General features: G+C 67.7%; 23 protein-coding genes and 1 tRNA gene. 15 read left to right on the forward strand and 9 right to left on the reverse strand.

Annotated features, from left to right (window positions below):
* Window positions 1–15: 15 nt before the first annotated feature.
* The 4 genes from ACS5PM_RS23850 to ACS5PM_RS23865 are packed head-to-tail and all read right to left on the reverse strand — an operon-like array spanning window position 16 to window position 3,600.
* Window positions 16–816: an amidohydrolase family protein gene (locus ACS5PM_RS23850; protein ID WP_439390208.1), complete on the reverse strand. Its 801-nt coding sequence runs from the start codon at window positions 814–816 to the stop codon at window positions 16–18.
* A gap of 1 nt (window position 817) precedes the next feature.
* Window positions 818–1,798 (reverse strand): tripartite tricarboxylate transporter substrate binding protein, encoded by a 981-nt coding sequence (locus ACS5PM_RS23855; protein WP_439390209.1) that lies wholly within the window; start codon window positions 1,796–1,798, stop codon window positions 818–820.
* A gap of 7 nt (window positions 1,799–1,805) precedes the next feature.
* Window positions 1,806–2,552, reverse strand: a complete 747-nt coding sequence (locus tag ACS5PM_RS23860) for a GntR family transcriptional regulator (RefSeq protein WP_439390211.1) — start codon at window positions 2,550–2,552, stop codon at window positions 1,806–1,808.
* A 52-nt stretch (window positions 2,553–2,604) separates the two neighbouring features.
* Window positions 2,605–3,600, reverse strand: coding sequence for a Bug family tripartite tricarboxylate transporter substrate binding protein (locus ACS5PM_RS23865; RefSeq protein WP_439390212.1), 996 nt, complete (start codon window positions 3,598–3,600; stop codon window positions 2,605–2,607).
* 205 nt (window positions 3,601–3,805) lie between these two features.
* On the opposite strand from ACS5PM_RS23865, the gene ACS5PM_RS23870 reads away from it, so the two are divergent.
* Entirely contained in the window at window positions 3,806–4,027 is a 222-nt protein-coding gene (locus ACS5PM_RS23870; protein ID WP_439390213.1) for a hypothetical protein, read from the forward strand.
* 12 nt (window positions 4,028–4,039) lie between these two features.
* Here ACS5PM_RS23870 and ACS5PM_RS23875 read toward each other — a convergent pair whose 3' ends face one another.
* Window positions 4,040–4,981, reverse strand: a complete 942-nt coding sequence (locus ACS5PM_RS23875) for a LysR family transcriptional regulator (RefSeq protein ID WP_439390350.1) — start codon at window positions 4,979–4,981, stop codon at window positions 4,040–4,042.
* Window positions 4,982–5,037: 56 nt separating this feature from the next.
* On the opposite strand from ACS5PM_RS23875, the gene mdlC reads away from it, so the two are divergent.
* The 7 genes from mdlC (at window position 5,038) to ACS5PM_RS23910 (ending at window position 13,206) form a co-directional block, all read left to right on the forward strand.
* Window positions 5,038–6,657 carry a benzoylformate decarboxylase gene (gene mdlC, locus ACS5PM_RS23880; protein WP_439390214.1) on the forward strand — a complete coding sequence of 540 codons (1,620 nt, stop codon included), beginning with the start codon at window positions 5,038–5,040 and terminating at the stop codon, window positions 6,655–6,657.
* A gap of 45 nt (window positions 6,658–6,702) precedes the next feature.
* Entirely contained in the window at window positions 6,703–8,154 is a 1,452-nt protein-coding gene (locus tag ACS5PM_RS23885; RefSeq protein WP_439390215.1) for an aldehyde dehydrogenase, read from the forward strand.
* A 36-nt stretch (window positions 8,155–8,190) separates the two neighbouring features.
* Window positions 8,191–9,159 (forward strand): Bug family tripartite tricarboxylate transporter substrate binding protein, encoded by a 969-nt coding sequence (locus ACS5PM_RS23890; protein ID WP_439390216.1) that lies wholly within the window; start codon window positions 8,191–8,193, stop codon window positions 9,157–9,159.
* Window positions 9,160–9,178: 19 nt separating this feature from the next.
* Window positions 9,179–10,303, forward strand: a complete 1,125-nt coding sequence (locus tag ACS5PM_RS23895) for an alpha-hydroxy acid oxidase (protein ID WP_439390217.1) — start codon at window positions 9,179–9,181, stop codon at window positions 10,301–10,303.
* A 196-nt stretch (window positions 10,304–10,499) separates the two neighbouring features.
* Entirely contained in the window at window positions 10,500–11,429 is a 930-nt protein-coding gene (locus tag ACS5PM_RS23900) for a Bug family tripartite tricarboxylate transporter substrate binding protein (RefSeq protein ID WP_439390351.1), read from the forward strand.
* A 28-nt stretch (window positions 11,430–11,457) separates the two neighbouring features.
* Entirely contained in the window at window positions 11,458–12,393 is a 936-nt protein-coding gene (locus tag ACS5PM_RS23905; RefSeq protein ID WP_439390218.1) for a ketopantoate reductase family protein, read from the forward strand.
* A gap of 24 nt (window positions 12,394–12,417) precedes the next feature.
* Window positions 12,418–13,206 (forward strand): class II aldolase/adducin family protein, encoded by a 789-nt coding sequence (locus ACS5PM_RS23910; RefSeq protein WP_439390219.1) that lies wholly within the window; start codon window positions 12,418–12,420, stop codon window positions 13,204–13,206.
* A 94-nt stretch (window positions 13,207–13,300) separates the two neighbouring features.
* Here the strand turns inward: ACS5PM_RS23910 and ACS5PM_RS23915 are convergent.
* From ACS5PM_RS23915 to ACS5PM_RS23925, 3 genes are all read right to left on the reverse strand, one after another.
* A tRNA-Ser gene (locus ACS5PM_RS23915) sits at window positions 13,301–13,391 on the reverse strand.
* A gap of 19 nt (window positions 13,392–13,410) precedes the next feature.
* Window positions 13,411–14,340, reverse strand: a complete 930-nt coding sequence (locus tag ACS5PM_RS23920) for an SPFH domain-containing protein (RefSeq protein ID WP_439390220.1) — start codon at window positions 14,338–14,340, stop codon at window positions 13,411–13,413.
* Window positions 14,341–14,382: 42 nt separating this feature from the next.
* Window positions 14,383–14,820: an NfeD family protein gene (locus ACS5PM_RS23925; protein ID WP_439390222.1), complete on the reverse strand. Its 438-nt coding sequence runs from the start codon at window positions 14,818–14,820 to the stop codon at window positions 14,383–14,385.
* A gap of 71 nt (window positions 14,821–14,891) precedes the next feature.
* On the opposite strand from ACS5PM_RS23925, the gene ACS5PM_RS23930 reads away from it, so the two are divergent.
* Window positions 14,892–17,150: an Orn/Lys/Arg family decarboxylase gene (locus ACS5PM_RS23930; RefSeq protein WP_439390223.1), complete on the forward strand. Its 2,259-nt coding sequence runs from the start codon at window positions 14,892–14,894 to the stop codon at window positions 17,148–17,150.
* Window positions 17,151–17,252: 102 nt separating this feature from the next.
* Here the strand turns inward: ACS5PM_RS23930 and fabI are convergent, their stop codons facing one another.
* Window positions 17,253–18,041 carry an enoyl-ACP reductase FabI gene (fabI, locus tag ACS5PM_RS23935; protein ID WP_439390224.1) on the reverse strand — a complete coding sequence of 263 codons (789 nt, stop codon included), beginning with the start codon at window positions 18,039–18,041 and terminating at the stop codon, window positions 17,253–17,255.
* 198 nt (window positions 18,042–18,239) lie between these two features.
* Between fabI and rimP the strand changes: the two genes are divergently transcribed.
* The 6 genes from rimP (at window position 18,240) to typA (ending at window position 26,457) form a co-directional block, all read left to right on the forward strand.
* Window positions 18,240–18,788 (forward strand): ribosome maturation factor RimP, encoded by a 549-nt coding sequence (gene rimP / locus ACS5PM_RS23940; RefSeq protein WP_439390225.1) that lies wholly within the window; start codon window positions 18,240–18,242, stop codon window positions 18,786–18,788.
* A complete protein-coding gene (gene nusA, locus ACS5PM_RS23945) occupies window positions 18,785–20,263 on the forward strand; it encodes a transcription termination factor NusA (RefSeq protein ID WP_439390227.1) in 1,479 nt (492 codons plus the stop codon). The genes rimP and nusA overlap by 4 nt, the downstream gene beginning before the upstream one ends.
* Window positions 20,264–20,312: 49 nt before the next feature.
* Entirely contained in the window at window positions 20,313–23,222 is a 2,910-nt protein-coding gene (gene infB / locus ACS5PM_RS23950; RefSeq protein WP_439390228.1) for a translation initiation factor IF-2, read from the forward strand.
* A gap of 75 nt (window positions 23,223–23,297) precedes the next feature.
* The gene (rbfA, locus tag ACS5PM_RS23955) at window positions 23,298–23,678 is read left to right on the forward strand and encodes a 30S ribosome-binding factor RbfA (protein WP_439390229.1); all 381 of its coding nucleotides are present in this window, start codon (window positions 23,298–23,300) and stop codon (window positions 23,676–23,678) included.
* Window positions 23,675–24,631 carry a tRNA pseudouridine(55) synthase TruB gene (gene truB / locus ACS5PM_RS23960; RefSeq protein WP_439390230.1) on the forward strand — a complete coding sequence of 319 codons (957 nt, stop codon included), beginning with the start codon at window positions 23,675–23,677 and terminating at the stop codon, window positions 24,629–24,631. The genes rbfA and truB overlap by 4 nt, the downstream gene beginning before the upstream one ends.
* The gene (gene typA, locus ACS5PM_RS23965) at window positions 24,628–26,457 is read left to right on the forward strand and encodes a translational GTPase TypA (protein WP_439390231.1); all 1,830 of its coding nucleotides are present in this window, start codon (window positions 24,628–24,630) and stop codon (window positions 26,455–26,457) included. Before truB ends, typA begins: the two co-directional genes overlap by 4 nt.
* The last annotated feature ends 80 nt before the right edge of the window (window positions 26,458–26,537 follow it).

Genomic DNA, 26,537 nt, shown 5'->3' on the forward strand with positions numbered 1-26,537 from the left:
TCTCCTCAGGTGGGTTCAGGGATAGAGGCGCGCCGGGTTCGATCGAAGGATTCGATCGGCCCGGGCGTCGGAGAGGCTGCGCGCTACAGGCAGCCAGGTCTGCAGGTAGTCGGGGACCTCGGCGCCGGCCCGGCCCTCGAGAAACATAGTGTGCGGCCAGTCGGAGCCCCAGACGCAGTGTTCGCCGAACGCCTCCGCGGCCCGGCGAATGCTGTCGTCCAGCTCGCTGTAAGGGACTGAAGCGCCCAGCCGGTACCAACCCGACAGCTTGAGCCAGCCACCGCCTTCGGCGACGAGGCGCAACGAATGCCAGACACCTTCGTCCGCAGCCAGCGAAGGCGTGAGGCCAGCCAGATGGTCGATCACGCAAGTCAGGCCGTGCCGGGCCTGGAACGCGGCGATCTCCGCCAGCATGGCCGGCGGCGCGTACCACTGCACGTGCCAGCCCAGTTCCTTCATGTGCGGCGCCAGGCGCACCACGGCGCCAGGCGAATTGCCGACCGGCGAGACGAGGTTGCAGCGCACGCCGCGTACGCCGAGCTCGTGCATGGCTTGCAGGCTCGCGGGCTCGATCGATTCGTCGATCACCACCACGCCGCGGTGCCGCCCGCCGGTTTCGCGAAGCGCGGCGAGCAGCAGCCGGTTATCGCTGCCGTAGACGCTGGGCTGCACGAGCACGAAGCGGTTCACGCCACTGGGCGCGGCCGCTTCGGCCAACATCCGTAGCGTACGGCGCGGCGGCGCGTAGTGCCCCGCCTGCGGCACCGCGTCGCCATCGAAGACGTGAACGTGGCAATCCCAGCCGTCGGCGCTCATCTCATTCGACCTTGACGTTGCGCTGCCGAACGATACGCCCCCACAGCTGCTGCTGCTCGCGCAGGAACGCATCGGCTTCAGCGGCGCCACCGTTGAACGGCTCGCCGCCCAGTGCGCGGATGCGCTCCCGCACCTCGGGCGCTGCCATGGCGTGGGCCACCGCGGCGATCAGTTGACGCCGCGTCTCCGCGTCGATGCCGGATGGCGCGAGTACCGGGTTCCATTCATAGACTTCGTATCCAGGCACGCCGGCCTCCTCCATCGTCGGCACCGCGGGCAGCGCGGCAGAGCGCTTCTTGCTGGTGACGGCCAGCGGCCGCAGGCGGCCACCCTCGATGTGCGAGAGCGACGACGCGAGATTGGCGAAGAACAGGGGCACCTGGCCTCCGATGACATCGGACATCGCAGGGCCGCCGCCGCGGTACGGGACGTGCAGCATGTCGACGTGGGCCAGGTCTTCGAACAGCGCGCCCGCCAGGTGCTGGGCCGAGCCATTGCCCGAGGAGGCGAACGCGAGCGTGCCCGGCTTGGCCTTCGCAGCCGCCACGACATCGCGCACGGAGGCGGCGGCAAACGGCGGATGCGCCACCAGCACGTTCGGAAACAGCGCCAGCACCGCGATTGGCGTGAAGGCCTTGGCCGGGTCGTAAGCCATGCGCGGGAACAGGCTGGGCGTGACGGCGTAGCTGGAGGCGTCGACCAGCAAGGTCGTGCCGTCGGGCGCCGCCTTGGCCACGTACCCTCCGGCCACCTGGCCCCCCGCTCCCGGCTTGTTGTCGACGATGACGGTCTGCCCCAGGGCCTCGGCCATGCGCGGCGCGATGAGCCGCGCCATCAGATCGGCGCCGCCACCTACCGGATAAGACACGATCAACGAGATCGGCTTGCCGCCGGCGACGGCCGCCAGCGTGCCCGAGGGGCTGGCGGCCACCAGCGCGCCGACGGCCAGGGCGATGAATCGGGAGAAGACGTGGAGCGACATGGAGCCCTCAGGTGAGCGTGACGGTGTAGTGGAAGGCATTGGCATCGCCCCGCGTGACGCGGACTTCGACGCAGCGACCGGCGATGTCATACGCGGCACGATGGACGACCGCGCAGGGGTGCCCGGCCGTCAGGTCGAGCCGGCGCGCTTGCGCCGCGGCGAGGTGGCCGAAGGCGATGGTGTCGACAGCGCGGTGGACGCGCACGCCGCAGCGCTGCGCGTACATCGGATACAGCAGGTCTGCCCACGTGGCGGTGTCGTCGTCCACCAGCGCTTCGAATTCGGGCAAGGGCAGCCAGATGGTCTCGAGCAGGCAAGGGGCATCGTCGATGGAGCGCAGCCGCTTCAGCTGCAACGCCTCCTGCGCAGGTGGGCGGCCGAGAAGCCGCAGCACCTCGGCCGGCGGCACCGCGCGCCGGGCCGACAGAATGGTCGAGCGCGGCACGCTGCCATGCTCGGCATCGAAGCGGAAGAAGCGCAGCATGCTGGCCCCGCTCAGGCCCTCGCGGACGAAGGTGCCGCGGCCATGCACGCGCTCGATCAGGCCTTCGTCGACCAGCAGCTGCAGCGCTCGCCGCATCGTGCCCAGCGCGACCTGGCTCTCCTGTGCGAGGGTCTGTTCTGAGGGCAGCGCCACGCCAGGCACCCATTCGCCGGCCTGGATACGGCGCCTCAGTGCCTGCGCCAGCAAGGCGTATCGGGCGCGGCCGCTGCCGTCGGGGTCGCTGGGCACGAGCTTGAGGGAAGGGGGCATCGAAGGCATCTGGCGATGGGTTGTGATGACGGGAGGAGCGAGCCGCGCCGGCTCAGTTGTCGGGCTTGATCTTGGCGCGGTCCACGACCACCTTCCAGCGCTTCTGCTCCTGCTCGATGAAGCGGCTGAAGTCGGCCGGCGTGCTGCCCACCGCGATGGCGGCATCGTTGTTCAGGTGCTCGAGCAGCGCCGGTTCCTTCATGGCCTTGGCCGCGGCGGCCGCCAGCTTGTCGGCAGCGGCCTGCGGCAGGTTGGAAGGTGCGAGCAGGCCGTACCACTGCGTCATCTCGAAGCCCGGGTAGCCCTGCTCCGCGACGGTGGGCACATCGGGCAACTGGGGGATACGCTGCGTCGTGCCGGTGGCGATGCAACGGAGTTTGCCGGCCTTGATGAACTGCAGCACGGCGGAAGCGCCCACCGAGGCAGCGTCCAGGCGGCCGGCCATCAGGTCGGTCAGCTGCGGGCCGGTGCCGCGATAGGGCACGTGGGTGATGAAGGTGTCGGTCACCATCTTCAGGTATTCCATCGCCAGGTGCCCGGCGCTGCCGTTGCCGGCCGAGCCGTAGTTCAGCTTGCCCGGGTTCTTCTTGGCATAGGCCACGAACTCCTTGAGGTTCTTGACCGGCAGATCGGGGTGCACCAGGTACAGGCTCGGCACCTTGGCCAGCAGCGAGATGGGCCGGAAGTCCTTGGCCACGCTGTAGGGCAGCTTGTCGAAGATGAAAGGGTTCACGGCGAGCGTGCCGATGTGCCCGAGGATCAGGGTGTGCTGGTCATCCGCGCGCGCCACCTCGGCCATGGCGACGTTGCCGGCAGCACCCGGCTTGTTGTCGACGAACATCGACGTGCCGAGCAGCTTGGCCATCTCCACTGCCGACGACCGCGCGACGACCTCCGAGCTGCCGCCCGGCGCGAAAGGAACGACAAACCGGATGGGCTTGGTCGGCCAGGCGCCCTGTGCCCTGGCGATGCCAGGCAGCGCGGCGGCAGCGAGCCCCGCGGCGCCGCCCGCGATCAGCTGGCGACGGGTGATGGCGATGGGTTGCATCTGGGTGCTCCTAAGTCCTATAGATGACTAGAGCTTATTCCCGTAGCCAACCCGATGCGTGAGAGGTACTACGTAGCGTGTCAACGGCCTGCAAGCAGTTTCGGAGCACGACGGCAGGTGAAGCCAGAGGTTCTCCGCGACGCTCAGGCTCGCCGAACACCACGTTGTCCTGCGGTGCATACGTCAGGCTGGCGGACAGTCGGACGTGTGCCGGAACGCTGCCCAGATCCTCGCCGCGCCAGCCAACCCGACCGCGGCCCAATGGAAGGAAGCCGGCCAGCGCCTTCAGCAGCGTCGAATTGCCGACGTCCACCTCGCCAACGCCTTCCTCAAGCTGCAGACGGACAACCGTGCCGCGCTGGCGTCGCGCGTGCAGGCGCTGGTCGAGATGCGCCGGCAGACGATGGGTCGTACCGCGGTGAACTGATCGTCCGTCTTCTCAGGGGCGTCTCGGCGCCGATCCGAAAAGCCGGATCAGCAGCTCACGAGCCCAACGCAGCATCGGCAGGTGCTCATGACGGCGGCTCCAATGCAATGCGACCGTGAAGTCGCCGGCCGGCAAGCGGGCCTCGACGATGCGGAAGCGCTTGGCGGGTTCGAAGCCCATGGCGATGGCCTTGGGCATCAGCACCGCCAGATCCGTCTGTCGAACGATGGACGGAAGCGCGAGGAAGGTCGACGTCTCGAGCCGGATCCGGTTCTCCAGGTTCAGCGAGTGGAGGATGCGCCGCGTCTGCGCATGCGACTGCACCGAGACGAGATCCAGGCGCCGCAACTGATCCAGGTTGAGCGTCCGGCGCCCGAGCGATTCCGCCAGCGGGTGATCTGAACGCATCACCAGCACGTAGCGGTCGGTGAGCAGGTCGACCTTGACCGTGTCGACCAGCTCGGGCAGGAAGCCGATCGCGAAGTGGATCAGGCCGTTGTCGAGCGCCTGAACGATGTCCTCCTTCGGCCAGGTCGAGGCGTGTACCCGGATGCCCGGCGCCGCACGTCGCACTTCCGACATCAGCTCGGGCAGGAAGCGTGCCTCGCCGATGTCCGTGAGGTGCAGCCGAAGCTGCCCGGACGAAGTCCCCGGCTCGAAGGCATCGTCGTCGGCGAGTCCGGCTTCCAGCAGAGCGAGGCCGGCCTGGACCGAGCGCGCGAGGCGCTCGGCGCGCGGCGTGGGCCGCACACCGCCCGGCGTGCGTTCGAACAGGTGATCCCCCAGAGCCAGCCGCAGCCGCGTCAGCGCCTGGCTGGTGGCGGGCTGCGACATGTCGAGCTCCTCGGCGGCGCGACTGATGTTGCGCGTCCGGTAGACCGTGTCGAACAGGCGAAGCAGGTTGAGGTCGACCGCGCGCATATTGGTTTTGTGGATGAGGCTTAGTCGGTGCATCTTATTGCCGAATGAAGAACAGGTGCCCAGACTGCACGCAGGAGCTTGAACCCAACATGCAAAGCGAACAGTCCACACCCCAGGTACCGAACCGACCCACCGTCCGCGAAGCCTTCGTGCGCCTGATGCGCGACCTCGGCCTCGACACGGTGTTCGGCAACCCCGGGTCAACCGAGCTGCCGATGTTTCGCGACTTCCCGAAGGACTTTCGTTATGTCCTGGGCCTGCAGGAGTCGGTCGTCGTCGGCATGGCCGACGGCTACGCCCAGGCCACCCGGCGCGCGGCGCTCGTCAACCTGCACTCGGCCGCGGGCGTCGGCCATGCGATGGGCAATCTGTTCACCGCCTACAAGAACCAGACGCCCTTGATCGTCACCGCCGGCCAGCAGTCGCGTTCCATCCTGCCGTTCGACCCGTTCCTGTCGGCCGTGCAGGCGACGGATCTTCCGCGCCCGTACGTGAAGTGGGCGTGCGAGCCGGCACGCGCCGAAGACGTCCCGCTGGCGCTGCTGCGTGCGTACCACATGGCTATGCAGCCGCCTTGCGGGCCGGTGTTTCTCTCCATCCCGGCCGACGACTGGGATCGCCCGAGCGATTGGGTGCAGGTTCGCCAGGTGAGCCACGCCATCGCACCCGAGCCGCAAGCCATCTCGCGCGTTGCCGAGGCCCTGGCCGAGAGCCACCGGCCGCTGATCGTCGTGGGGGCCGGTGTGGACCGCGACGATGCAGTGGATCGCGTGGTGCAGCTCGCGGAGCGTCATGAGGCCGCCGTGGTGGCCGCGCCGATGAGCGCGCGTTGCGGGTTTCCGGAGCGCCACCGCCTCTTCCAGGGCTTCCTGCCGGCGATGCGCGAAGCCATCGTCGAGACGCTCGCGCCGCACGACCTGATCCTGGTGCTCGGCGCACCCGCCTTCACCTACCACGTGGAAGGCCGCGGCCCGCACATTCCTCCAACCGCGCGGCTCTGGCAGATCGTCGACGATCCGCAGGTGGCGGCGTGGACGCCCTGCGGCGACAGCGTGGTGTCGAGCATCGGCCTCGCCGTCGACGCGCTGCTCGAGGGGCCCGGCCCGCGGGCGCAACGCGTGCCGCCCGCACCGCGCCCGGCCGTGGCTCCCGCGCCAGCGAGCGAGCCGATGTCGGCCGCCTTCGCGCTGCAGACGCTGGATGCCGTGCGCCGGCCGGGCGACGTGGTGGTGGAAGAAGCGCCGGGTTCACGCGGCACGATGCAGCGCTGCCTGCCGATGGCGGGGGCGCAGAGCTTCTACACGATGGCCAGCGGCGGGCTCGGGCATGGCATGCCCGCCGCAGTCGGCATCGCCCTGGCTCGCCAGCGACAGCGACAAGCCGGCCGGGTGATCTGCCTCATCGGCGACGGCTCGAGCCTGTACTCGATCCAGGCGCTGTACAGCGCGGTGCAGTGGGGCGTGCCAATGAGCTTCGTGATCCTCAACAACCGGCGCTATGCCGCACTGCAGGACTTCGCCCCCGTGTTCGGCTACGGCCCGGACGACAAGCCGGCCGGCACCGACCTCCCGGGCCTGGACTTCGTCGCGCTCGCCAAGGGCCACGGGCTCGCCGGGCGACGCGTGGCGCGCGCCGCGGAGCTCGGTCCCGCGTTGCGGGCTGCCTTTGAAGACGCCGGTCCCAATCTGGTCGAGATCGTCGTGAACTGACCCCGGCGCGCCGGCCCATCCTCCCAGTACCGCAAGGAGACATCCATGAGTTCGATTTCCATGCTGATCAACGGCGAGCCGGCGCAAGCGCGTTCGGGCGCCACCTTCACGCGCGCCAACCCGCTGGACGGCCAGGTCGCGACAACGGCCCCCGCCGCCTCGCCCGAGGATGCGATCGCGGCCGTGGAAGCGGCCGCCGCGGCGTTCCCGAATTGGTCGCGCACCAGCCCCGGCGAGCGGCGCGCGCTGCTGCTGAAGGCGGCCCAGGCGCTCGAGGCGCGCGCCGCCGACTTCACGCAGGCGATGGCCGCGGAGACCGGGTCCTCGGCGATCTGGGCGGGGTTCAACGTGCATCTCGCGGCCGACATGCTCGTCGAGGCCGCGGCGATGACGACGCAGATCGACGGCCAGGTGATCCCGTCGAACGTGCCGGGCAGTCTTGCGATGGGCGTGCGGCAACCCGCGGGCGTGGTGCTGGGCATCGCGCCGTGGAACGCGCCGGTGATCCTCGGCGTGCGCGCGGTCGCGCTGCCGCTGGCCTGCGGGAACACCGTGGTGTTCAAGGGCAGCGAGCTGTGCCCTGCGACGCACGGCCTCATCATCCAGGCGCTGCAGGAAGCGGGGCTGCCCAAGGGCGTGGTGAACTTCGTCACCAACGCACCGGCCGATGCCGGGCCGGTGGTCGAAGCGATGATCGCCCACCCAGCGGTGCGGCGCGTCAACTTCACCGGGTCCACGCACGTGGGCCGCATCATTGCCAAGGTCTGTGCCGAGCACCTCAAGCCCTCGGTGCTCGAGCTGGGCGGCAAGGCGCCGCTGCTGGTCCTGGATGATGCCGACCTCGACGCCGCGGTGAACGGGGCCGCCTTCGGCGCCTTCGCCAACTCGGGCCAGATCTGCATGTCCACCGAGCGGATCGTGGTCGACGCGGCGGTCGCCGACGCCTTCGTCGCCAAGCTCGCGGCCAAGGCCAAGGCGCTGCCGCTGGGCGACCCCCGCAAGGGGTCGGTGGTGCTCGGCTCGGTGGTCGACCTGAAGACGGTCCATCGTGTCAACGAGCTGATCGACGACGCGCTGGCCAAGGGGGCGACGCTGGTCTGCGGCGGCAAGGCCGAGAACACGCTGATGCCTGCCACCCTGCTCGACCACGTGACGCCGGCCATGCGCATCTACCGCGAGGAGACCTTCGCGCCGGTCAAGGCCATCGTGCGCGTGGATGGGGAGGAGGCCGCGATCGCCTGCGCCAACGACAACGAGTTCGGACTGTCGTCCGCCGTCTTCACCCGCGACATGGCTCGCGGCTGGCGTGTCGCGCAGCGCATCGAGTCGGGCATCTGCCACGTCAACGGTCCGACCGTGCATGACGAAGCGCAGATGCCTTTCGGCGGCGTCAAGGCCAGTGGCTGGGGCCGCTTCGGCGGTCGCGCCGGCATCGACGCGTTCACCGAGTTGCGCTGGGTGACGCTGCAGGCGACCGATCGCCACTACCCGTTCTGAGTTGCCAGTTCCGGCTGAAGGCTAGAAGGAATCGAGATGAATCGCTCCAACATGACCCGCCGCGCGTTTGCGGCACTCACCCTCGCCACGCCGCTGTTCGCGCTGGCGCAAGACGCCCGACCGATCGAGTGGGTCGTCGGCTACCCGGCCGGCGGCGGATCCGATGCCGTAGCCCGCGTGGTGGCCGAGCAGATGGCCAAGTCGCTCGGCGCCAGCATCGTCGTCAACAACAAGCCCGGCGCCGCGACCAACATCGCGGCCGAGTATGTCGCCAGGTCCAAGGCGCCGGGCCAGATGCTGTTCACCGCCGACTTCGCGACCTTGGCGGCGAACCCGTCGCTGTTCGCCAAGTTGCCCTACGACCCCGACAAGGACTTCGTGCCCATCGGCCTGCTCGCGCGCTTTCCGCTCGTCCTCGTCGTCGGTCCGGCGGTGCCGGCGGCGAACTTCAAGGAGTTCGTCGCGTGGGTGAAGGCGAGCAAGGACCCGGTCAACTTTGCTTCGGCGGGCATCGGCAGTCCGCAGCACCTGGCCGGCGAGCTCTTCGCGCAGAAGAGCGGCCTGAAGCTGCAGCACGTGCCGTATCGCGGCGGCGCGCCGGCGGTGCAGGACTTGATCGGCGGACAGGTGCCGTTCGCGTTGATGGACAGCGCGACGGTCGTGCAGCACCTGCAAAGCGGAAAGCTGCGCGCCCTCGGCGTCGCGAGCGCGAGCCGCGTCAAGGTCCTGCCCGACATTCCGACGCTGGCCGAACAAGGCCTCCCCGGCGTCGAGGCGTTCGCCTGGCAGGGCCTCGTGGCACCGGCGAGCACGTCGCCCGATCAGGTCGCCTCCTTCGCGAAGGCGCTGCGTTCCGCGCTCGAATCGGAACCCGTCAAGGCCCGCTATCAGGCGCTCGCCATCGAGGCGTTGCCGGGGTCGCCGCAGCAGATGAGCGAGTTCGCCAAGGCCGAACGCAGCCGCTGGGGCGCGCTGATCAAGGCGGCCAACGTCACGCTCGACTGAAGGCAAGCAGGTCCCGGCCATGCTGCTCAACGCCGACGACTGGCGCCGCGAGGCACGGCGCCGACTGCCGCGCTTCGTGTTCGACTATGTCGACGGTGCGGCCGACGACGGTCTCTGCCTGCGCCGCAACCGGACCGACCTCGACGCGATCACGCTGAAGCCGCGCGTCCTGCGCGACACGAGCACGGTCGATACCGGCGTGGAGATCTTCGGGCGGGGCTGGGCCATGCCGGTCGGCGTCGCGCCGACCGGACTGAACGGCCTGGTCAGGCCCGGAGGTGACGGACTGCTGGCGTCGGCAGCCGCCGGTGCAGGCATCCCCTTCACCTTGTCGACGGCGTCCAACGAGCGCCTCGAGCAGTTGCGCGTGGCCGCGGCCGAGGGCGAACAGTGGATGCAGCTCTACGTGATGCACCGCGAGATGGCCGAGCGCATCGTGCGGCGAGCGGCGGCAACCGGATACCGCGCCCTGGTGCTCACCGTCGATGTCCCGGTCAGCGGCAACCGCGAACTGGATCTTCGCAACGGGTTCCGACTGCCGTTCCGGCCGACCCCGCGGCTTGCGTGGGACGTCGCATCGCATCCGCGCTGGGCGCTGCGGCTCGCACGTCATGGCGCGCCCGACTTCGCCAACCTCCGGCCCGACGAAGGAGAGCCCGCCTCCGCGGCCTTGCAGGCTGCCTTGCTGGCCCGGGCGATGGATCGGACGCTGGTCTGGGAGCACCTCGCGTGGCTGCGCGAGCTGTGGAAGGGCCCCTTGCTGCTCAAGGGCATCCTGCATGCGGAAGACGCCCGGCGCGCCGTCGACCACGGCGCGGATGGCGTGATCGTCTCGAACCATGGCGGCCGGCAACTCGATGCGGCGCCTTCCGCGATCAGCGCACTTCCTGCCGTCGTGTCAGCGGCTGCGGGGCGCGTTCCCGTCTTCATGGACGGGGGGGTGCGGCGCGGATCGGATGTCGCGAAGGCGCTCGCGCTAGGCGCCGCTGCTGTCTTCGTCGGGCGGCCGCTCCTCTACGCGCTCGCAGCCGGGGGGCGGGATGGAGCAAGCGCCTGGTTGCAGTCGCTCCGGGACGACCTGGTGCGAACCATGGTGCTGCTCGGCACAAGGCGCGCCGAGGAACTGCGGGAGACGGTGGCCTGACGACGGGCCGACTCGACCCCTTGTCGAAACGCGGAAACACGCAACCGGCGAGCTTGTCGCCGATAACCGAATGGAGACCTCGATGAACACCCGACCCCGACCATGTCGACCCGCACCGACCGCTCGTGACGGCTTCGCGCCGACGAAGGCGCGATCCTGGACGCATCGCGCGGCGCCATGGCTCGCCGCCGTCGTGATGGCCGTGCCGGGCGCCACCGCGTTCGCGCAGGCATGGCCGACGAAGCCGGTGAAGATCATCGTCAACTTCCCACCCGGCGGCGCGGCGGACCAGATCGCGCGTGCGGTCGGCCAACCGCTGCAGGAGGCGCTCGGCCAACCGATCGTCATCGAGAACCGCAGCGGCTCGGGCGGCAATCTGGGCGGCGACGCAGTGGCCAAGGCGGCGCCCGACGGCTACACGCTCCTGATGAGTTCCGGCGGCATGGTGTCGGTGAATCCGTTCATCTACCCGAAGATGTCGTTCGACCCGGCGAAGGACCTGGTTCCCGTCGCCGCCGCGGCGCGCGTGCTCGTCTTCCTGGTCACCAAGCCGGAGTTCCCGGCGAAGGACGCGAAGGAGTTCCTCGCCTACCTTCGGTCGCATCCGGGCAAGACCTCATTCGGCTCGCCGGGCAACGGCAGCTCGCCGCACCTGGCCGCCGAGATGATGAAATCCCAGGCGGGCGTGTTCTCCACCCACGTGCCGTACCGTGGGGCCGCGCCGGCGCTGACGGACCTGCTGGCCGGGCAGATCGAGTTCCTGTTCGATCCGGGCGTGGCGATCCCGCACATCAAGGCGGGCAAGCTCAAGCTGCTCGCTGTCGGGAGCCCCAAGCGGTCACCGCTGTTTCCGGACGTGCCCACGCTCGACGAGGTGGGGCTGAAGGGATTCGACGCGGACACCGTGTTCGGCTTCTACGCGCCCGCAGGAACACCCGCCGACGTGATCGCGCGGCTCAACCGGGAGATCAACCGCATCCTCGCGTTGCCGGGTCCGCGGGAGCGAATCCAGGCCCTCGGCGGCGAGCCGGCACCCATGACACCCGCTCAGTTCCACGACAAGGCGATGGAAGACGCGAAGCGCTTCGGCCAGATCATCCACGAGCGAAAGATCGTCGGCGACTGATGGACCCCTGCACGAGGGCTGCAACATCATGCGAATCACGGTACTGGGTGCGGGCGCGATGGGCTCGCTGTTCGGGGGGGGGCTGGCCGAGAGCGGCCAGGACGTCACCCTGATCGACGTCAACGACGCTCACCTGGAGGCGATCCGCGCAAGTGGCTTGCGGCTGGAAACCGATCGAGGCGACCGGCGCATCACCCGGCTTGTTGCCCGCAGACCGGAAGCGGCCACCGAAGCCCCGGATCTCCTCATCGTCTTCACCAAGACGCTGCACACTGGCAGCGCTCTGGAAGGCGTCAGGCACCTGATCGACGACCACACGCACGTGCTGTCCCTTCAGAACGGCCTCGGGAACGTCGAGACGATTGCTCAGTTTCTGCCCTCGGCGCGCATCCTCGTCGGCGTCACCACCTGGCCCGCGGACATGGTTGCCGCCGGTCACGTCCATTCCCACGGCGAAGGCGCCATTCGGCTCTGGGCCGTCGACGGCACGAACGGGCCTGCCTTGGCGCAATGCGTCGAGGCGCTGACCGCCGCCGGACTTCGCTGCACTGCCGACCCGAACGTGTGGGCGTCGATCTGGGAAAAGGTGGCGTTCAACGCTGCACTCAACAGCATCTGCGCGGTGACCCGCTGCACGGTCGACCAGATCGACCTCCTGCCCGAGGGCCGCGATCTCGCGCTGCGGATCGTCGGCGAAGTCACGGCGGTCGCACGGGCCACCGGCGTCGCTGCGGATCCCGACAAACCGTCAAGCAATGTCCTGCATGCCATGGCCCACCATCGCGGCCACAAGCCCTCGATGCTGCAGGACGTGCTGGCCGGCCGACCGACGGAGATCGAGGCCATCAACGGAGCCGTCGTCGCGGCTGCCGTCAAGGCCGGAGTGCCGGCGACGTGCACTCAGGTCATGGCGACGCTCGTTCGCCTGATCGACGCGCGTGGATCGGCGCAACGGCAACGTTGATCCCGAACCTCAAAGGAGCTGAACATGTTGAGCAATGAAGCTCTTCGCGCACTGCTGGAGCAGCGCAAGCAACTGAAGAACCAGGTGAGCCCCGGCGAATGGCAGGCCCGAGTCGAACTCGCCGCTTGCTACCGGCTGATCGCGCACTTCCGGATGACCGACTGGATCTACAACCACATTTCGGCGCGGCTTCCGGATTCGCATGAGCACTACCTGATCAATCCGTTCGGTCTGCTCTACGAAGAGGTGTCGGCATCGAGTCTCGTCAAGGTGGACGTCCACGGCAAGCTTGCCGAGGACGTGGCGCTCGAAGTCAACCCGGCGGCCTTCGTGATCCACGGGGCCATCCACCAGGCGCGGCCCGACGTGGGCTGCGTGCTGCACACGCACAGCGCAGCGGGCGTCGCCGTGGCGGCGCAGGAGCAAGGGCTGTTGCCCATCTCGCAGCACGCCTTCAAGGTCTACGACCACGTTGCATACCACGACTTCGAAGGCATCGCCCTCGATACCGACGAACAGCAGCGGCTGGTGGCGGACATCGGAGACAAGGACGTGCTCATCCTGCGCAATCACGGCCTGCTCACCATGGGGGAGACCGTCGCCAAGGCGTTCGAGCTGATGTTCTTCCTCGAGCGTGCGTGCCAGATTCAGATCGCGGCGCTCGCCGGAGGCAGCGCCGTCATCCGTCCTTCGCAAGCAGTCTGCAACCGGACGATGGAACAGTTCGCCGGCGACGACAGCTACGTTCAGGGCCGTGACTGGCAGGCGCTTCTTCGGCTGCTCGATCGCATCGACCCTTCCTACAGGGACTGAAGGAGACGACATGAAGCCGATCCGAACCCAAGTCGCCATCATCGGCGCCGGTCCTACGACTGGGGACGTTCTGGGACGTCGCTGGAACAGCCGGTGGCGGAGGGAGCGGGATTCGAACCCGCGGTGGGCTGTTAACCCACACACGCTTTCCAGGCGTGCGACTTAAACCACTCATCCATCCCTCCGCAGGGACAGCCTTGCATTCTAGCGTGGAGTTCCGGGGTGGGAAGCCGGACTGCGCATCAGAGCCATGGCGGACGCCACCAGCGTCGAGACTTCGCTCATGTTGCCGGGCACGATCATGGTGTTGTTTTTCTGGGCCAGTTGGGAGAAGGCATCGACGGCGCGCTCGGCCACCTTGAGCTGGACGGCCTGTTCGCCTCCCGGCTCGCGGATGGCCGCGGCGATCTGGCGAATGGCTCCCGCCGTCGCTTCTGCCACGGCCGTGATGGCCGCCGCCTCGCCCTGTGCCTTGTTGATCTCGGCCTGCTTCTCGCCCTCGGAGCGGGCGATGAAGGCCTCACGTTCGCCGGTGGCGATGTTGATCTGTTCCTGGCGGCGGCCCTCGGACGCGGCGATGAGGGCGCGCTTCTCGCGTTCGGCCGTGATCTGGGCCTGCATCGAATGCAGGATGGCGGCCGGCGGCGTCAGGTCCTTGATCTCGTAGCGCAACACCTTGACGCCCCAGTTCAGCGCTGCGTCGTCCAGAGCCGCGACCACGCCGCTGTTGATCAGGTCGCGCTCCTCGAAGGTGCGGTCCAGCTCCATCTTGCCGATGACGCTGCGAAGCGTGGTCTGCGCCAGCTGGGTGATGGCCACGATGTAGTTCGAAGAGCCATAGCTGGCGCGCATCGGGTCGGTCACCTGGAAGTACAGGATGCCGTCGACCGTCAGCTGGGTGTTGTCCTTGGTGATGCAGACCTGGCTGGGCACGTCGAGCGGGATCTCCTTGAGCGAATGCTTGTAGGCCAGCCGGTCTACGAACGGCACCAGGAAGTTCAGGCCCGGGGCCAGGGTGGCGTGGTAGCGGCCCAGCCTTTCGACGACCCAGGCGTTCTGCTGCGGCACCACCTTGACGGCACGCACGATGAACAGAGCGGCGATCGCGAAAACGATCAGGGAGATGATTTCCATCGGTAGGTTCTCGGTGTGTTGACGGATTTGATGGAGGAAACTTCAGCCGGGACTGCGATCCAGCACCAGCCGCGACCCTTCGACGGCGACGATCACATGCTCGCCTGGTGACGGCGTGCCGGCACCGCCGAAGCGCGCGCTCCAGGCGGCGCCACGGTAGTTCACCCGGGCGTGGCGGTCTATGCCCCAGGCGTCCACCTGCACGCGCGAGCCGACGTCCAGGTTCATGTCCGGGTTCTCGGCGGCGGGCGGAGCCGGCGGGCGCCCCAGTCGCCGGCGGTGCCAGAGCGTGACGGCGGCACCGCCGACGACCGCCGCCGCCACCAGCTGACCCGGAAAGCCGAGGCCTGCGTGCGCTCCGAGCGCGCCCGCGACGGTGCCTATGGCCAGCATCAACAGGTAGAAGGTGCCACTGGTGAGTTCCAGAACGACCAGCAATCCGGTGGCTATCCACCACGCGGTGGAATGATCCCACGTCATCTTTGTCTCCTTCCTTCGGCCCTACACTTCGCGCTTTCCATTTTCTGCCCGCCCGACGAAGGGCCGACGCCATGCAGCGCTTTTCTTTTCCCATCGTGATCATCGATGAGGACTTCCGCTCCGAGAACACCTCGGGCCTGGGCATTCGCGCGTTGGCCGAGGCGATCCAGAAGGAGGGCTTCGAGGTCACGGGCGTGACGAGCTACGGCGACCTTTCGCAGTTCGCGCAGCAGCAAAGCCGGGCCAGCGCCTTCATCCTGTCGATCGACGACGAGGAGTTCACGCCCGGCCCTGAACTCGATCCGGCCGTGCTGAACCTGCGCAAGTTCATCGAGGAGATCCGCTTTCGCAACGCCGAGATCCCGATCTACCTCTATGGCGAGACGCGCACTTCGCAGCACATCCCGAACGACATCCTGCGGGAGCTGCACGGTTTCATCCACATGTTCGAGGACACGCCGGAGTTCGTCGCCCGCCACATCATCCGCGAGGCCCGCAGCTACCTCGATTCGCTGGCGCCGCCGTTCTTCCGCGCGCTGATGGACTACGCCCAGGACGGCTCCTACTCCTGGCATTGCCCGGGGCACTCGGGCGGCGTGGCTTTCCTCAAGAGCCCCATCGGACGCATGTTCCACCAGTTCTTCGGCGAGAACATGCTGCGGGCCGATGTCTGCAATGCGGTGGAGGAGCTGGGCCAGCTGCTGGATCACACCGGGCCGGTGGCGGCCAGCGAGAAGAACGCGGCGCGCATCTTCAATGCCGATCACTGCTTCTTCGTCACCAACGGCACCTCTACCAGCAACAAGATGGTCTGGCACCACAACGTGGCGCCGGACGACGTGGTGCTGGTGGACCGCAATTGCCACAAGTCCATCCTGCACTCGATCATCATGACGGGCGCGGTGCCGGTGTTCCTCACGCCGACGCGCAATCACTACGGCATCATCGGCCCCATCCCGCAGAGCGAGTTCAGCAAGGCCTCGATCCAGAAGAAGATTGCCAAGCACCCGCTGCTGCAGGGCGTGGATCCGAAGAAGGTCCGGCCCAAGATCCTGACCGTCACCCAGAGCACCTACGACGGCGTGCTCTACAACACCGAGACGATCAAGAAGACGCTCGACGGCTGGGTCGACACGCTGCACTTCGACGAAGCCTGGCTGCCTCACGCCGCCTTCCACAAGTTCTACGGCACCTATCACGCGATGGGCAAGGGCCGCGTGCGACCCAAGCAGGCCATGGTCTATGCCACGCAGTCCACCCACAAGCTGCTGGCCGGCATCAGCCAGGCCTCACAGGTGCTGGTGCAGGAATCGCAGACCGTGCAGCTGGACCGCGACCTCTTCAACGAGGCGTACCTCATGCACACCTCGACTTCGCCGCAGTACGCCATCATCGCCTCCTGCGACGTGGCCGCCGCGATGATGGAGCCTCCTGGCGGCACTGCGCTGGTCGAGGAGAGCATCCTCGAGGCGCTGGACTTCCGCCGCGCCATGCGCAAGGTCGAGAAGGATTACGGGCGCGACTGGTGGTTCAAGGTGTGGGGCCCCGAAAAGCTGGCGACCGAGGGCGTGGGCAAGCCCATGGACTGGGTCCTGAAGGCGAACGAGAAGTGGCACGGCTTCGGCAACCTGGCCGCCGGCTTCAACCTGTTGGACCCGATCAAGTCCACCATCATCACGCCCGGGCTCGACGTGTCGGGCAAGTTCGCCAAGACCGGCATCCCGGCCTCCATCGTGACCAAGTACCTGGCCGAGCATGGCGTGGTGGTCGAGAAGACGGGTCTCTACTCGTTCTTCATCATGTTCACCATCGGCATCACCAAGGGCCGCTGGAACACCCTGCTCACGGCGCTGCAGCAGTTCAAGGACGACTACGACCGCAACCAGCCGCTGTGGCGCATCCTCCCGGAGTTCTGCGCCGCGCACCCGCGCTACGAGCGCCTGGGGTTGAAAGACCTGTGCCAGGCCATCCATGAGGCGTATGCGAAGGGCGACATCGCCCGGCTCACGACCGAGATGTACCTGTCGGATCTGCATCCGGCGATGAAGCCCAGCGATGCCTTCGCCAACATCGCCCGCCGGCGCATCGAGCGGGTGGAGGTCGACAAGCTGGAGGGCCGCATCACCACCTCGCTGCTGACGCCGTACCCCCCCGGCATCCCGCTGCTGATCCCGGGCGAGCGCTTCAACAAGAAGATCGTCGACTACCTGCGCTTCACGCAGTCGTTCAACGCAGCCTTCCCAGGCTTCGACACCGACGTTCACGGCCTGGTCGCCGAGGACCTGCCGAACGGCCAGCGCCGCTACTGCGTCGACTGCGTGAGGGACTGACCTCCGACGGGCGCTCCCTATCAGGGCGTGCGCGGATCCGGCTTTGCCGGTCCGCTGCGCGAGCCCCTTCGGGGGCAGCCCCTTGGCAAGGGGGCGTGGGGGTCAAGAAGGTACTTCGCCCATCATGACCTGGTTGAAGCCGCCGTCCACGTAGGTGATCTCGGCGGTGACGCCGGCGGCCAGGTCGGACAGCAGGAAGGCGGCGACGTTGCCGACGTCCTCGATCGTCACGTTGCGGCGCAGGGGAGCGTTCCTGGAGAAGACCTCCAGCAACTTGCCGAAGCCCTTGATGCCGGAGGCGGCCAGCGTCTTGATGGGGCCGGCGGAGATGCCGTTGACGCGGTAGCCCTTGGGCCCGAGGTTGGCGGCCAGGTAGCGCACGCTGGCCTCCAGCGAGGCCTTGGCCAGGCCCATCGTGTTGTAGGCGGGCACGGCGCGCACGGCACCCAGGTAGCTCAGGGTGAGCAAGGCGGCGTTGGGGCGCAAGGTCGGCAGGGCGGCCTTGGCCATGGCCGGGAAGCTGTAGGCCGAGATGTCGTGCGCGATGCGGAAGTTCTCGCGGGTCAGGCCATCCAGGAATTCGCCGGCAATCGCGTCGCGCGGCGCGAAGCCGATCGAGTGGACGAAGCCGTCGAAGCCTTCTGGCCAGGCCGCCTGGAGATCGGTGAACAGCCGCTCGATGGCCGCGTCATCGCCCACGTCGCAGTCGAAGACCAGCGTGGAGCCGAACTCGGCAGCGAATTCGGTGATCCGCTCCTTGAAGCGCTCGCCGACGTAGCTGAAGGCCAGTTCGGCGCCTTCGCGCCGGCAGGCCTGGGCGATGCCGTAGGCGATGGAGCGGTTGGACAGCAGGCCGGTGATCAGAAGGCGCTTGCCGGCAAGAAAACCCATGCGGTCTCCGGTCTGGGAGTTGAAACGAGGCCCGGATTCTCGCACCTTTGTTCCCCGCGCCTTGCGGGTACGGCTCTTGCAGGCTATAATCACGCTTTTCACACACTTGACGAGTGGGCGGATTCATCCAGCCCATTTTTTTTGCGTGGGCGAATCGTTGTATTCAGGATCGTTTCATTCAGGGGTAATCAGCACCAGATGAGCTGGAGTCAGGCCGTCGAGAAGACGGTAACCGGTTTGGGTTATGAACTCGTCGAGGTCGAGCGATCGGCCGGCGGGTTGCTGCGCGTGTACATCGACCGTGTCCCCGGTCATGCCTATCCGACCGGCGAGCATGAGTTCGTCACGGTCGAGGACTGCGAGGCCGTGACGCGCCAGCTGCAATACGTGCTCGAGGTCGAGAACGTCGACTACGCCCGGCTGGAGGTGTCCTCGCCGGGCCTGGACCGGCCCCTGAAGCGACCCGAGGACTACGCCCGGTTCGCCGGCCAGGTGGTCCAGATCACCTTGAAGCTGCCGTTCCAGGGACGCAAGAAGTTCCAGGGCGCGCTCCATCCGGCCACCGAAGGCTCGGGATGGCAATTGATATTCAACGATGGCAAGGTCGACCAGGTACTCGACTTCGCCTTCGACGAGGTTCGCGAGGCCCGGCTGGTGCCGGTGCTCGATTTCAAGGGGCGCCGTGGCAAGGGCGCTCCGACCGGCAGCCAGTCCGCCGGCGAAACTGACGGAGGTCAACAACAATGAACCGCGAAATGCTGATGTTGGTGGATGCGATCTCGCGCGAGAAGAGCGTGGACCGCGAGGTGGTGTTCGGCGCCGTCGAGGCAGCCCTGGCCCAGGCCACCAAGAAGCTGCACGGTGGCGAGGTGGACATCCGTGTCACCGTCGACCGGGAAACCGGCGAATACGAGACCTTCCGCCGCTGGCACGTCGTGCCGGATGAAGCCGGCCTGCAGATTCCGGATGCCGAAATCCTCCTGTTCGAGGCCAAGGAGCAGATCGACGACATCGAGGTCGAGGATTACATCGAGGAACCGATCGAGTCGGTGCCCATCGGCCGCATCGGCGCGCAGGCCGCCAAGCAGGTCATCCTGCAGAAGATCCGCGATGCCGAGCGCGAGCAGCTGCTGAACGATTTCCTCTCGCGCGGCGAGAAGATCTTCGTCGGCACGGTCAAGCGCCTGGACAAGGGCGACCTCATCGTCGAGTCGGGCCGCGTAGAGGGCCGGCTGAAGCGCAACGAGATGATCCCGAAGGAGAACCTCCGTTCGGGTGACCGCGTGCGCGCCTTCCTGGCCGGCATCGACACCGCTGCGCGCGGTCCTCAGATCATGCTTTCGCGCTCGGCGCCCGGCTTCATGGTCGAGCTGTTCGCGCAGGAAGTGCCCGAGATCGAGCAGGGCCTGCTGGAGATCAAGAGCTGCGCCCGCGACCCGGGTTCGCGCGCCAAGATTGCCGTCGTGTCGCACGACAAGCGGGTCGACCCCATCGGCACCTGCGTGGGCGTGCGCGGCTCGCGGGTGACCGCGGTCACCAACGAGCTCGCGGGCGAGCGCGTCGACATCGTGCTGTGGTCCGAGGATCCGGCGCAGTTCGTGATCGGTGCACTGGCGCCGGCCAACGTGCAGTCCATCGTCGTCGACGAGGAGAAGCACGCGATGGACGTGGTGGTGGACGAGGAGAACCTCGCCATCGCCATCGGCCGCGGCGGCCAGAACGTGCGCCTCGCGTCCGAGCTGACCGGCTGGCGCATCAACATCATGACGGCCGAGGAATCGGCCGCCAAGCAGGCCGAGGAATCCGGCTCGATCCGCAAGCTCTTCGTCAACAAGCTCGATGTCGACGAGGAAGTCGCCGACATCCTGATCGAGGAAGGCTTCACCAGCCTCGAGGAAGTGGCCTACGTGCCCCTGCAGGAGATGCTGGAGATCGAAGGCTTCGACGAAGACACGGTCGGCGAGCTGCGCAACCGTGCCAAGGATGCGCTGCTGACGATGGAGATCGCCCGCGAGGAGAAGGTCGAGGAGGTTTCGCAGGACCTGCGCGATCTCGAGGGCCTGAGCGCGGAGCTGATCGCCAAGCTGTCGGACGGCGGCGTGCACACCCGAGACGACCTGGCCGACCTGGCCGTCGACGAACTCATCGAGATGACCGGCGTGGATGACGCGCAGGCCAAGGCGCTGATCATGAAGGCGCGTGAACACTGGTTCAACGCCTGATCCGCCCACCCCTTCGAGACACCGGCATCAAGATCAAGGAATTCAACACATGGCAGTGACCACCGTCGCCCAACTCGCCACGGAGCTCAACCGGCCCGCGGCGACGCTGCTCGAGCAGCTGAAGTCGGCCGGCGTCGCCAAGATATCGCCGGACGACTCGCTGACCGAGTCGGACAAGGAACGTCTGCTCGACTTCCTGCGCAGCTCTCACGGCACGTCCGGCGGGGATCGCAAGAAGATCACGCTGACCCGCAAGTCGACCAGCGAGATCAAGCAGGCGGACGCCTCCGGCAAGGCCCGCACCATCCAGGTCGAGGTGCGCAAGAAGCGCGTCTTCGTCAAGCGCGACGACGTGCCCGGTGCCGCCCAGGAAGAAGAAGCGCCCGCCGCTCCCGCCGTCGACGAGGACGAACTGTCCCGCCGCGAGGAAGAGGCGCGCCGTCAGGCCGAGCTGATCCGCCTGCAGGAGGAAGAGCTGGCCGAGAAGCGTCGCCAACGCGAGGAGCGTGAACGCGCCGAGCGCGAGGCTGCCGAACGCGCAGCGGCCGAGAAGGCCGCCGCGGAGAAGGCCGCTGCAGAGGCCGCTGCACAGGCGCAGGCCGCGCTGGCCAAGGCTGCCGCCGCGGCGCCGGCTCCTGCCGCCACGGCAGCGCCGGCGGGACCCGCGACACCTGCGGCTGCTCAGGCACCTGCCGCAGCTCCTGCCGAGCCCGCAGCCCCGCCGAAGCCGGCCCTGCGCGTGGTGAAGGCCGCGGACGCGGATGCCGACGAGAAGCAGCGCCTGGCCGACCTCGGCAAGCGCCGCAAGGCTGCCGAGGCCGAAGCCGCCGCCATCCGCGACATGATGGCGCGCAAGAGCAAGGTCCTCGTCGCCAAGAAGCCCGAGGAGCCGAAGCCCGTCGATGCCGCCGCCAAGGAGGGCATCAAGGGCACCATCCACAAGGCCAAGGCCGTGCCCGGCGCTCCCGCGTCGGCGACGACGGCGGCCACCGCCGGCGCCAAGCCGGGCGACAAGAAGTCGGTCAAGTCCGAGAAGCTGTCGTCGAGCTGGGCTGACGACGCCAAGAAGCGCGGCGCCGCTCCCAAGGGTCGCACCGACTCCGCGGCCGGCCGGGCCGGCTGGCGTGCGCCGCGTGGCGGCCGCCGGGGCGACTCGCGCGATGGCGGTCACTCCAACTTCCAGGCGCCGACCGAGCCGATGGTGCAGGAGGTGCACATCCCCGAGACCATCTCGGTGGCGGACCTCGCGCACAAGATGTCGGTCAAGGCCTCCGAGCTGATCAAGCAGCTGATGAAGCTGGGACAGATGGTCACCATCAACCAGCAGCTGGACCAGGAGACCGCGATGATCCTGGTCGAGGAGATGGGCCACAAGGCCCTCGCCGCCAAGCTGGACGACCCGGAAGCCTTCTCGGAAGAAGAGCAGGCCGCTGCCGCCGCCGGCGATCAGCTGCCGCGCGCGCCGGTCGTCACCGTGATGGGCCACGTCGACCACGGCAAGACCTCGCTGCTGGATTACATCCGCCGTGCCCGCGTCGCCGCGGGCGAAGCGGGCGGCATCACGCAGCACATCGGGGCTTACCACGTCGATACCCCCCGCGGCATGATCACCTTCCTGGACACCCCGGGCCACGCGGCGTTCACTGCCATGCGGGCACGAGGCGCGAAGGCGACCGACATCGTCATCCTGGTGGTGGCCGCCGACGACGGCGTGATGCCGCAGACCAAGGAAGCGATCCACCATGCCAAGGCGGCGGGCGTGCCCATCGTCGTGGCGATGAACAAGATCGACAAGCCTGATGCCAACCCCGAGCGCGTGAAGAGCGAGCTCGTGGCCGAGCAGGTGGTGCCGGAAGAATTCGGCGGCGAGTCGCCGTTCGTGGCCGTGTCTGCCAAGACCGGCCAGGGCATCGACGACCTGCTGGAACAGGTACTGCTGCAAGCTGAAGTGCTGGAGCTCAAGGCCCCGGCCGACGCGATGGCCAAGGGCTTGGTGATCGAAGCGCGCCTCGACAAGGGCCGCGGCCCGGTGGCCACGGTGCTGGTGCAGTCGGGCACCCTCAAGCGCGGCGACGTCGTGCTGGCCGGTGCCAGCTACGGCCGGGTGCGCGCGATGCTCGACGAGGATGGCAAGAACACGGCCGAGGCCGGCCCGTCCATCCCGGTGGAGATCCAGGGCCTGACCGAGGTGCCGCAGGCCGGCGACGACTTCATGGTGTTGTCCGACGAGCGGCGTGCGCGAGAGATCGCGACCTTCCGCCAGGGCAAGTACCGCGACGTCAAGCTGGCCAAGCAGCAGGCCGCCAAGCTGGAAAACATGTTCGAGAACATGGGCGAAGGCCAGGCGCAGACCCTGCCGCTGATCATCAAGGCCGACGTCCAGGGCTCGCAGGAAGCGCTGGCGACCTCGCTGCTCAAGCTGTCGACCGACGAGGTCCGGGTACAGATCGTGCACGCGGCCGTAGGCGGCATCAGCGAGTCGGACGTCAACCTGGCGATCGCCTCCAAGGCCATCATCATCGGCTTCAACACCCGTGCCGACGCCGGCGCTCGCAAGCTGGCCGAGGGCAACGGCGTCGACATCCGCTACTACAACATCATCTACGACGCGGTGGATGAGGTGAAGGCGGCGATGAGCGGCATGCTGGCACCCGAGCAGCGCGAGGAAGCCCTGGGCACCGCCGAGATCCGCAAGGTCTTCGTGGCCTCCAAGATCGGCACGGTGGCCGGCTCGATGGTCACTTCCGGCCTGGTCCGCCGCGGCGCGAAGTTCCGTCTGCTGCGCGAGAACATCGTCATCTACACCGGCGAGGTCGATTCGGTCCGCCGCGAGAAGGACGACGTCCGCGAGGTCAAGGAAGGCTTCGAGTGCGGTATCAAGCTGAAAAACTACAACGACATCGCAGAGGGCGACCAGTTGGAGTTCTTCGAGGTCAAGGAAGTCGCCCGAACGCTGTAAGGCGGGTCCGGCTTCACGCCAGGAAAACCCCGCCGGAACCGGCGGGGTTTTTTGCTTCGGGAGCGGAACAAAACCATGAAACACAAGCGCAGCATCCCCAACCGCAGCCACCGCGTGGCCGACCAGATCCAGCGAGACGTGGCCGAACTCATCCGTGAGTTGAAGGACCCGCGCATCGGCATGGTGACGATCAACGCGGTCGAGGTCACGCCCGACTATGCGCACGCGACCGTCTTCTTCTCGCTGCTGGTCGGCGACCCGCACGAGTGCGAGGTCGGGCTGAACGAGGCGGCCGGCTTCATCCGCAACGGCCTGTTCAAGCGCCTGGCGATCCACACGGTGCCCACGCTGCACTTCAAGTTCGACCAGACCACCGAGCGCGCGGCCGACCTGAATTCGCTGATCCAGCGGGCCAATGCCACGCGGGCCAAGGACGACGAAGACCAGACGCCGTGAGCCAGCCGCATCGTCCACGTCTTCCACGCCGCGCCCTGCACGGTGTGTTGTTGCTCGACAAGCCCCTGGGCCTGTCGAGCAACGACGCATTGCAGAAGGTCAAGCGCCTGTTCCGGGCCGAGAAGGCGGGCCACACGGGCACGCTGGATCCGCTGGCGTCCGGCCTGCTGCCGATCTGCTTCGGCGCGGCCACCAAGTTCTCGCAAGTGAGCCTGGACGCCGACAAGGCCTACACCGCCGTGCTGCGGCTCGGCCAGCGCACGGTGGGCGGTGACCGGGAGGGTGAGGTCATCGAGGAGCGCCCGGTCGATGTGTCGAGCGACCGGCTGGCTGCGGCCTGCGCCGCTTTCGTGGGTGAGATCGACCAGATCCCGCCCATGCATTCGGCGCTGAAGAAGGACGGCAAGGCGCTGTACGAATACGCCCGCGCCGGCATCGAGGTCGAGCGCGAAGCTCGCCGGGTCTGCATTCATTCGATAGACATCCTCGGTTGGGATGATGCGGCCCTGGAGCTGACGATGGACGTGCGCTGCAGCAAGGGCACCTACATCCGCACGCTGGCCGAGGACATCGGCGAGCGCCTGGGTTGCGGCGCGCACCTGGCCTCCCTTCGCCGCACCGAGACCGGCGCCCTGACGCTGGCCGGCGCGATCACGCTGGATGCGCTGGCTGCGCTCGACGAACCCGCCCGCGATGCGCTGCTGCACCCGCCGGACTGCCTCCTCGGCGACTGGCCGTTGTTGCGGCTGGCGTCGGACGAGGCGGCGCGTTTCCTTTCCGGGCTGCGCCGCCGGGTCGATGAGCCGGATCGCCAGGCGGTCCGCGTCTACGGTCCCGAGTCCGCCGCCTTCCTCGGCAGCGCCCACATCACCGCCGGCGAATTGATCGCCGACCGCCTGCTGAGCCCGATCGAGGTGCAGGCCCTGATCCAGATTCCAGAGAGCACGACATGACCCGCCAGATCCGCAACATAGCCATCATTGCCCACGTCGACCACGGCAAGACCACGCTCGTCGACCAACTGCTGCGCCAGAGCGGCACCTTCCGTGAGAACGAGAAGGTCGCCGAGCGGGTGATGGACAGCAACGACATCGAGAAGGAGCGCGGCATCACCATCCTGGCGAAGAACTGCGCCGTCGAATGGAAGGGCACGCACGTCAACATCGTCGACACCCCGGGCCACGCGGATTTCGGCGGCGAAGTCGAACGCGCCCTGTCGATGGTCGACGGCGTCGTGCTGCTGATCGACGCGCAGGAAGGCCCGATGCCGCAGACCCGCTTCGTCACCAAGAAGGCGCTGGCGCTCGGCCTGAAGCCCATCGTCGTGGTCAACAAGGTCGACAAGCCGGGCGCCCGTCCGGACTACGTCATCAACGCGGCGTTCGAGCTGTTCGACAAGCTGGGCGCGAACGACGAGCAACTCGACTTCCCGGTCGTCTATGCCTCGGGCCTGAACGGCTGGGCGTCGCTGGAAGAAGGCACGCCGGGCGAGCAGTGGGGCCCCGACATGACCGCGCTGTTCGACACCGTGCTCAAACATGTGCCGGCCCACGAGGGCGACCCTGCCGCGCCGCTGCAGCTGCAGATCTCGTCGCTCGACTATTCGACCTACGTCGGCCGCATCGGCGTGGGCCGCGTCAACCAGGGCACGATCAGGCCCGCGATGGACGTGCTGGTGATGGAAGGCCCGGATGGCCGGACCCTCAAGGGCCGCATCAACCAGGTGCTGACCTTCGAGGGCCTGGAGCGCGTGCAGGCCACCGAGGCCGGCCCCGGCGACATCGTGCTGATCAACGGCATCGAGGACATCGGCATCGGCGTGACCATCACCGATCCGCTGAACCCGCAGCCGCTGCCGATGCTGCGCGTCGACGAGCCGACGCTGACGATGAACTTCTGCGTCAACACCTCGCCGCTGGCCGGCCGCGAAGGCAAGTTCGTCACCAGCCGCCAGATCTGGGACCGGCTGCAGAAGGAACTGCAGTCCAACGTCGCGCTGCGCGTGAAGGAGACCGACGAAGACGGCATCTTCGAAGTCTCGGGCCGCGGCGAACTGCACCTGACCATCCTGCTGGAGAACATGCGCCGCGAGGGCTACGAGCTGGCCGTGTCCAAGCCGCGCGTGGTGTTCCACGAGGTCAACGGCGAGAAGCACGAGCCGATCGAGCTGGTCACCGCCGACGTCGAAGACACCCACCAGGGCGGCGTGATGCAGGCCCTCGGCGAGCGCAAGGCCGAGCTGGTCAACATGGAGACGGACGGCAACGGCCGCGTGCGGCTGGAGTACCGCATCCCGGCTCGGGGCCTGATCGGCTTCTCCAACGAGTTCATGAACCTGACCCGCGGCACGGGCCTCATCAGCAACATCTTCGACGGCTACGAGCCCCACAAGGGCGAGATCGAAGGGCGCAAGAACGGCGTGCTGATCAGCATGGACGACGGCGAGATCTTCACCTACGCGCTGGGCAAGCTGGACGACCGCGGCCGCATGTTCGTGAAGCCGGGCGACCCGGTGTACGAAGGCCTGATCATCGGCATCCACAGCCGCGACAACGACCTGGTCGTCAACGCCACCCGCACCAAGCAGCTGACGAACTTCCGCGTCAGCGGCAAGGAAGACGCGATCAAGATCACCCCGCCCATCGACCTGACCCTGGAGTACGCGGTCGAGTTCATCGCCGACGACGAGCTGGTCGAGATCACGCCGAAGAGCATTCGTGTACGCAAGCGCTTCTTGAAGGAGCACGACCGCAAGCGGGCTTCGCGAGAAGGCGCTTAAGCGCCTTATCGCTGTGCCCGCGGAGCGGAAAACCCTCTGCTCCTCCAGCCCCCTCCGAGAGGGGGCTCCAGTTTGGACAT

The organism is Ideonella flava (genome assembly GCF_051857595.1).
Taxonomy (GTDB): Bacteria; Pseudomonadota; Gammaproteobacteria; order Burkholderiales; family Burkholderiaceae_C; genus Ideonella.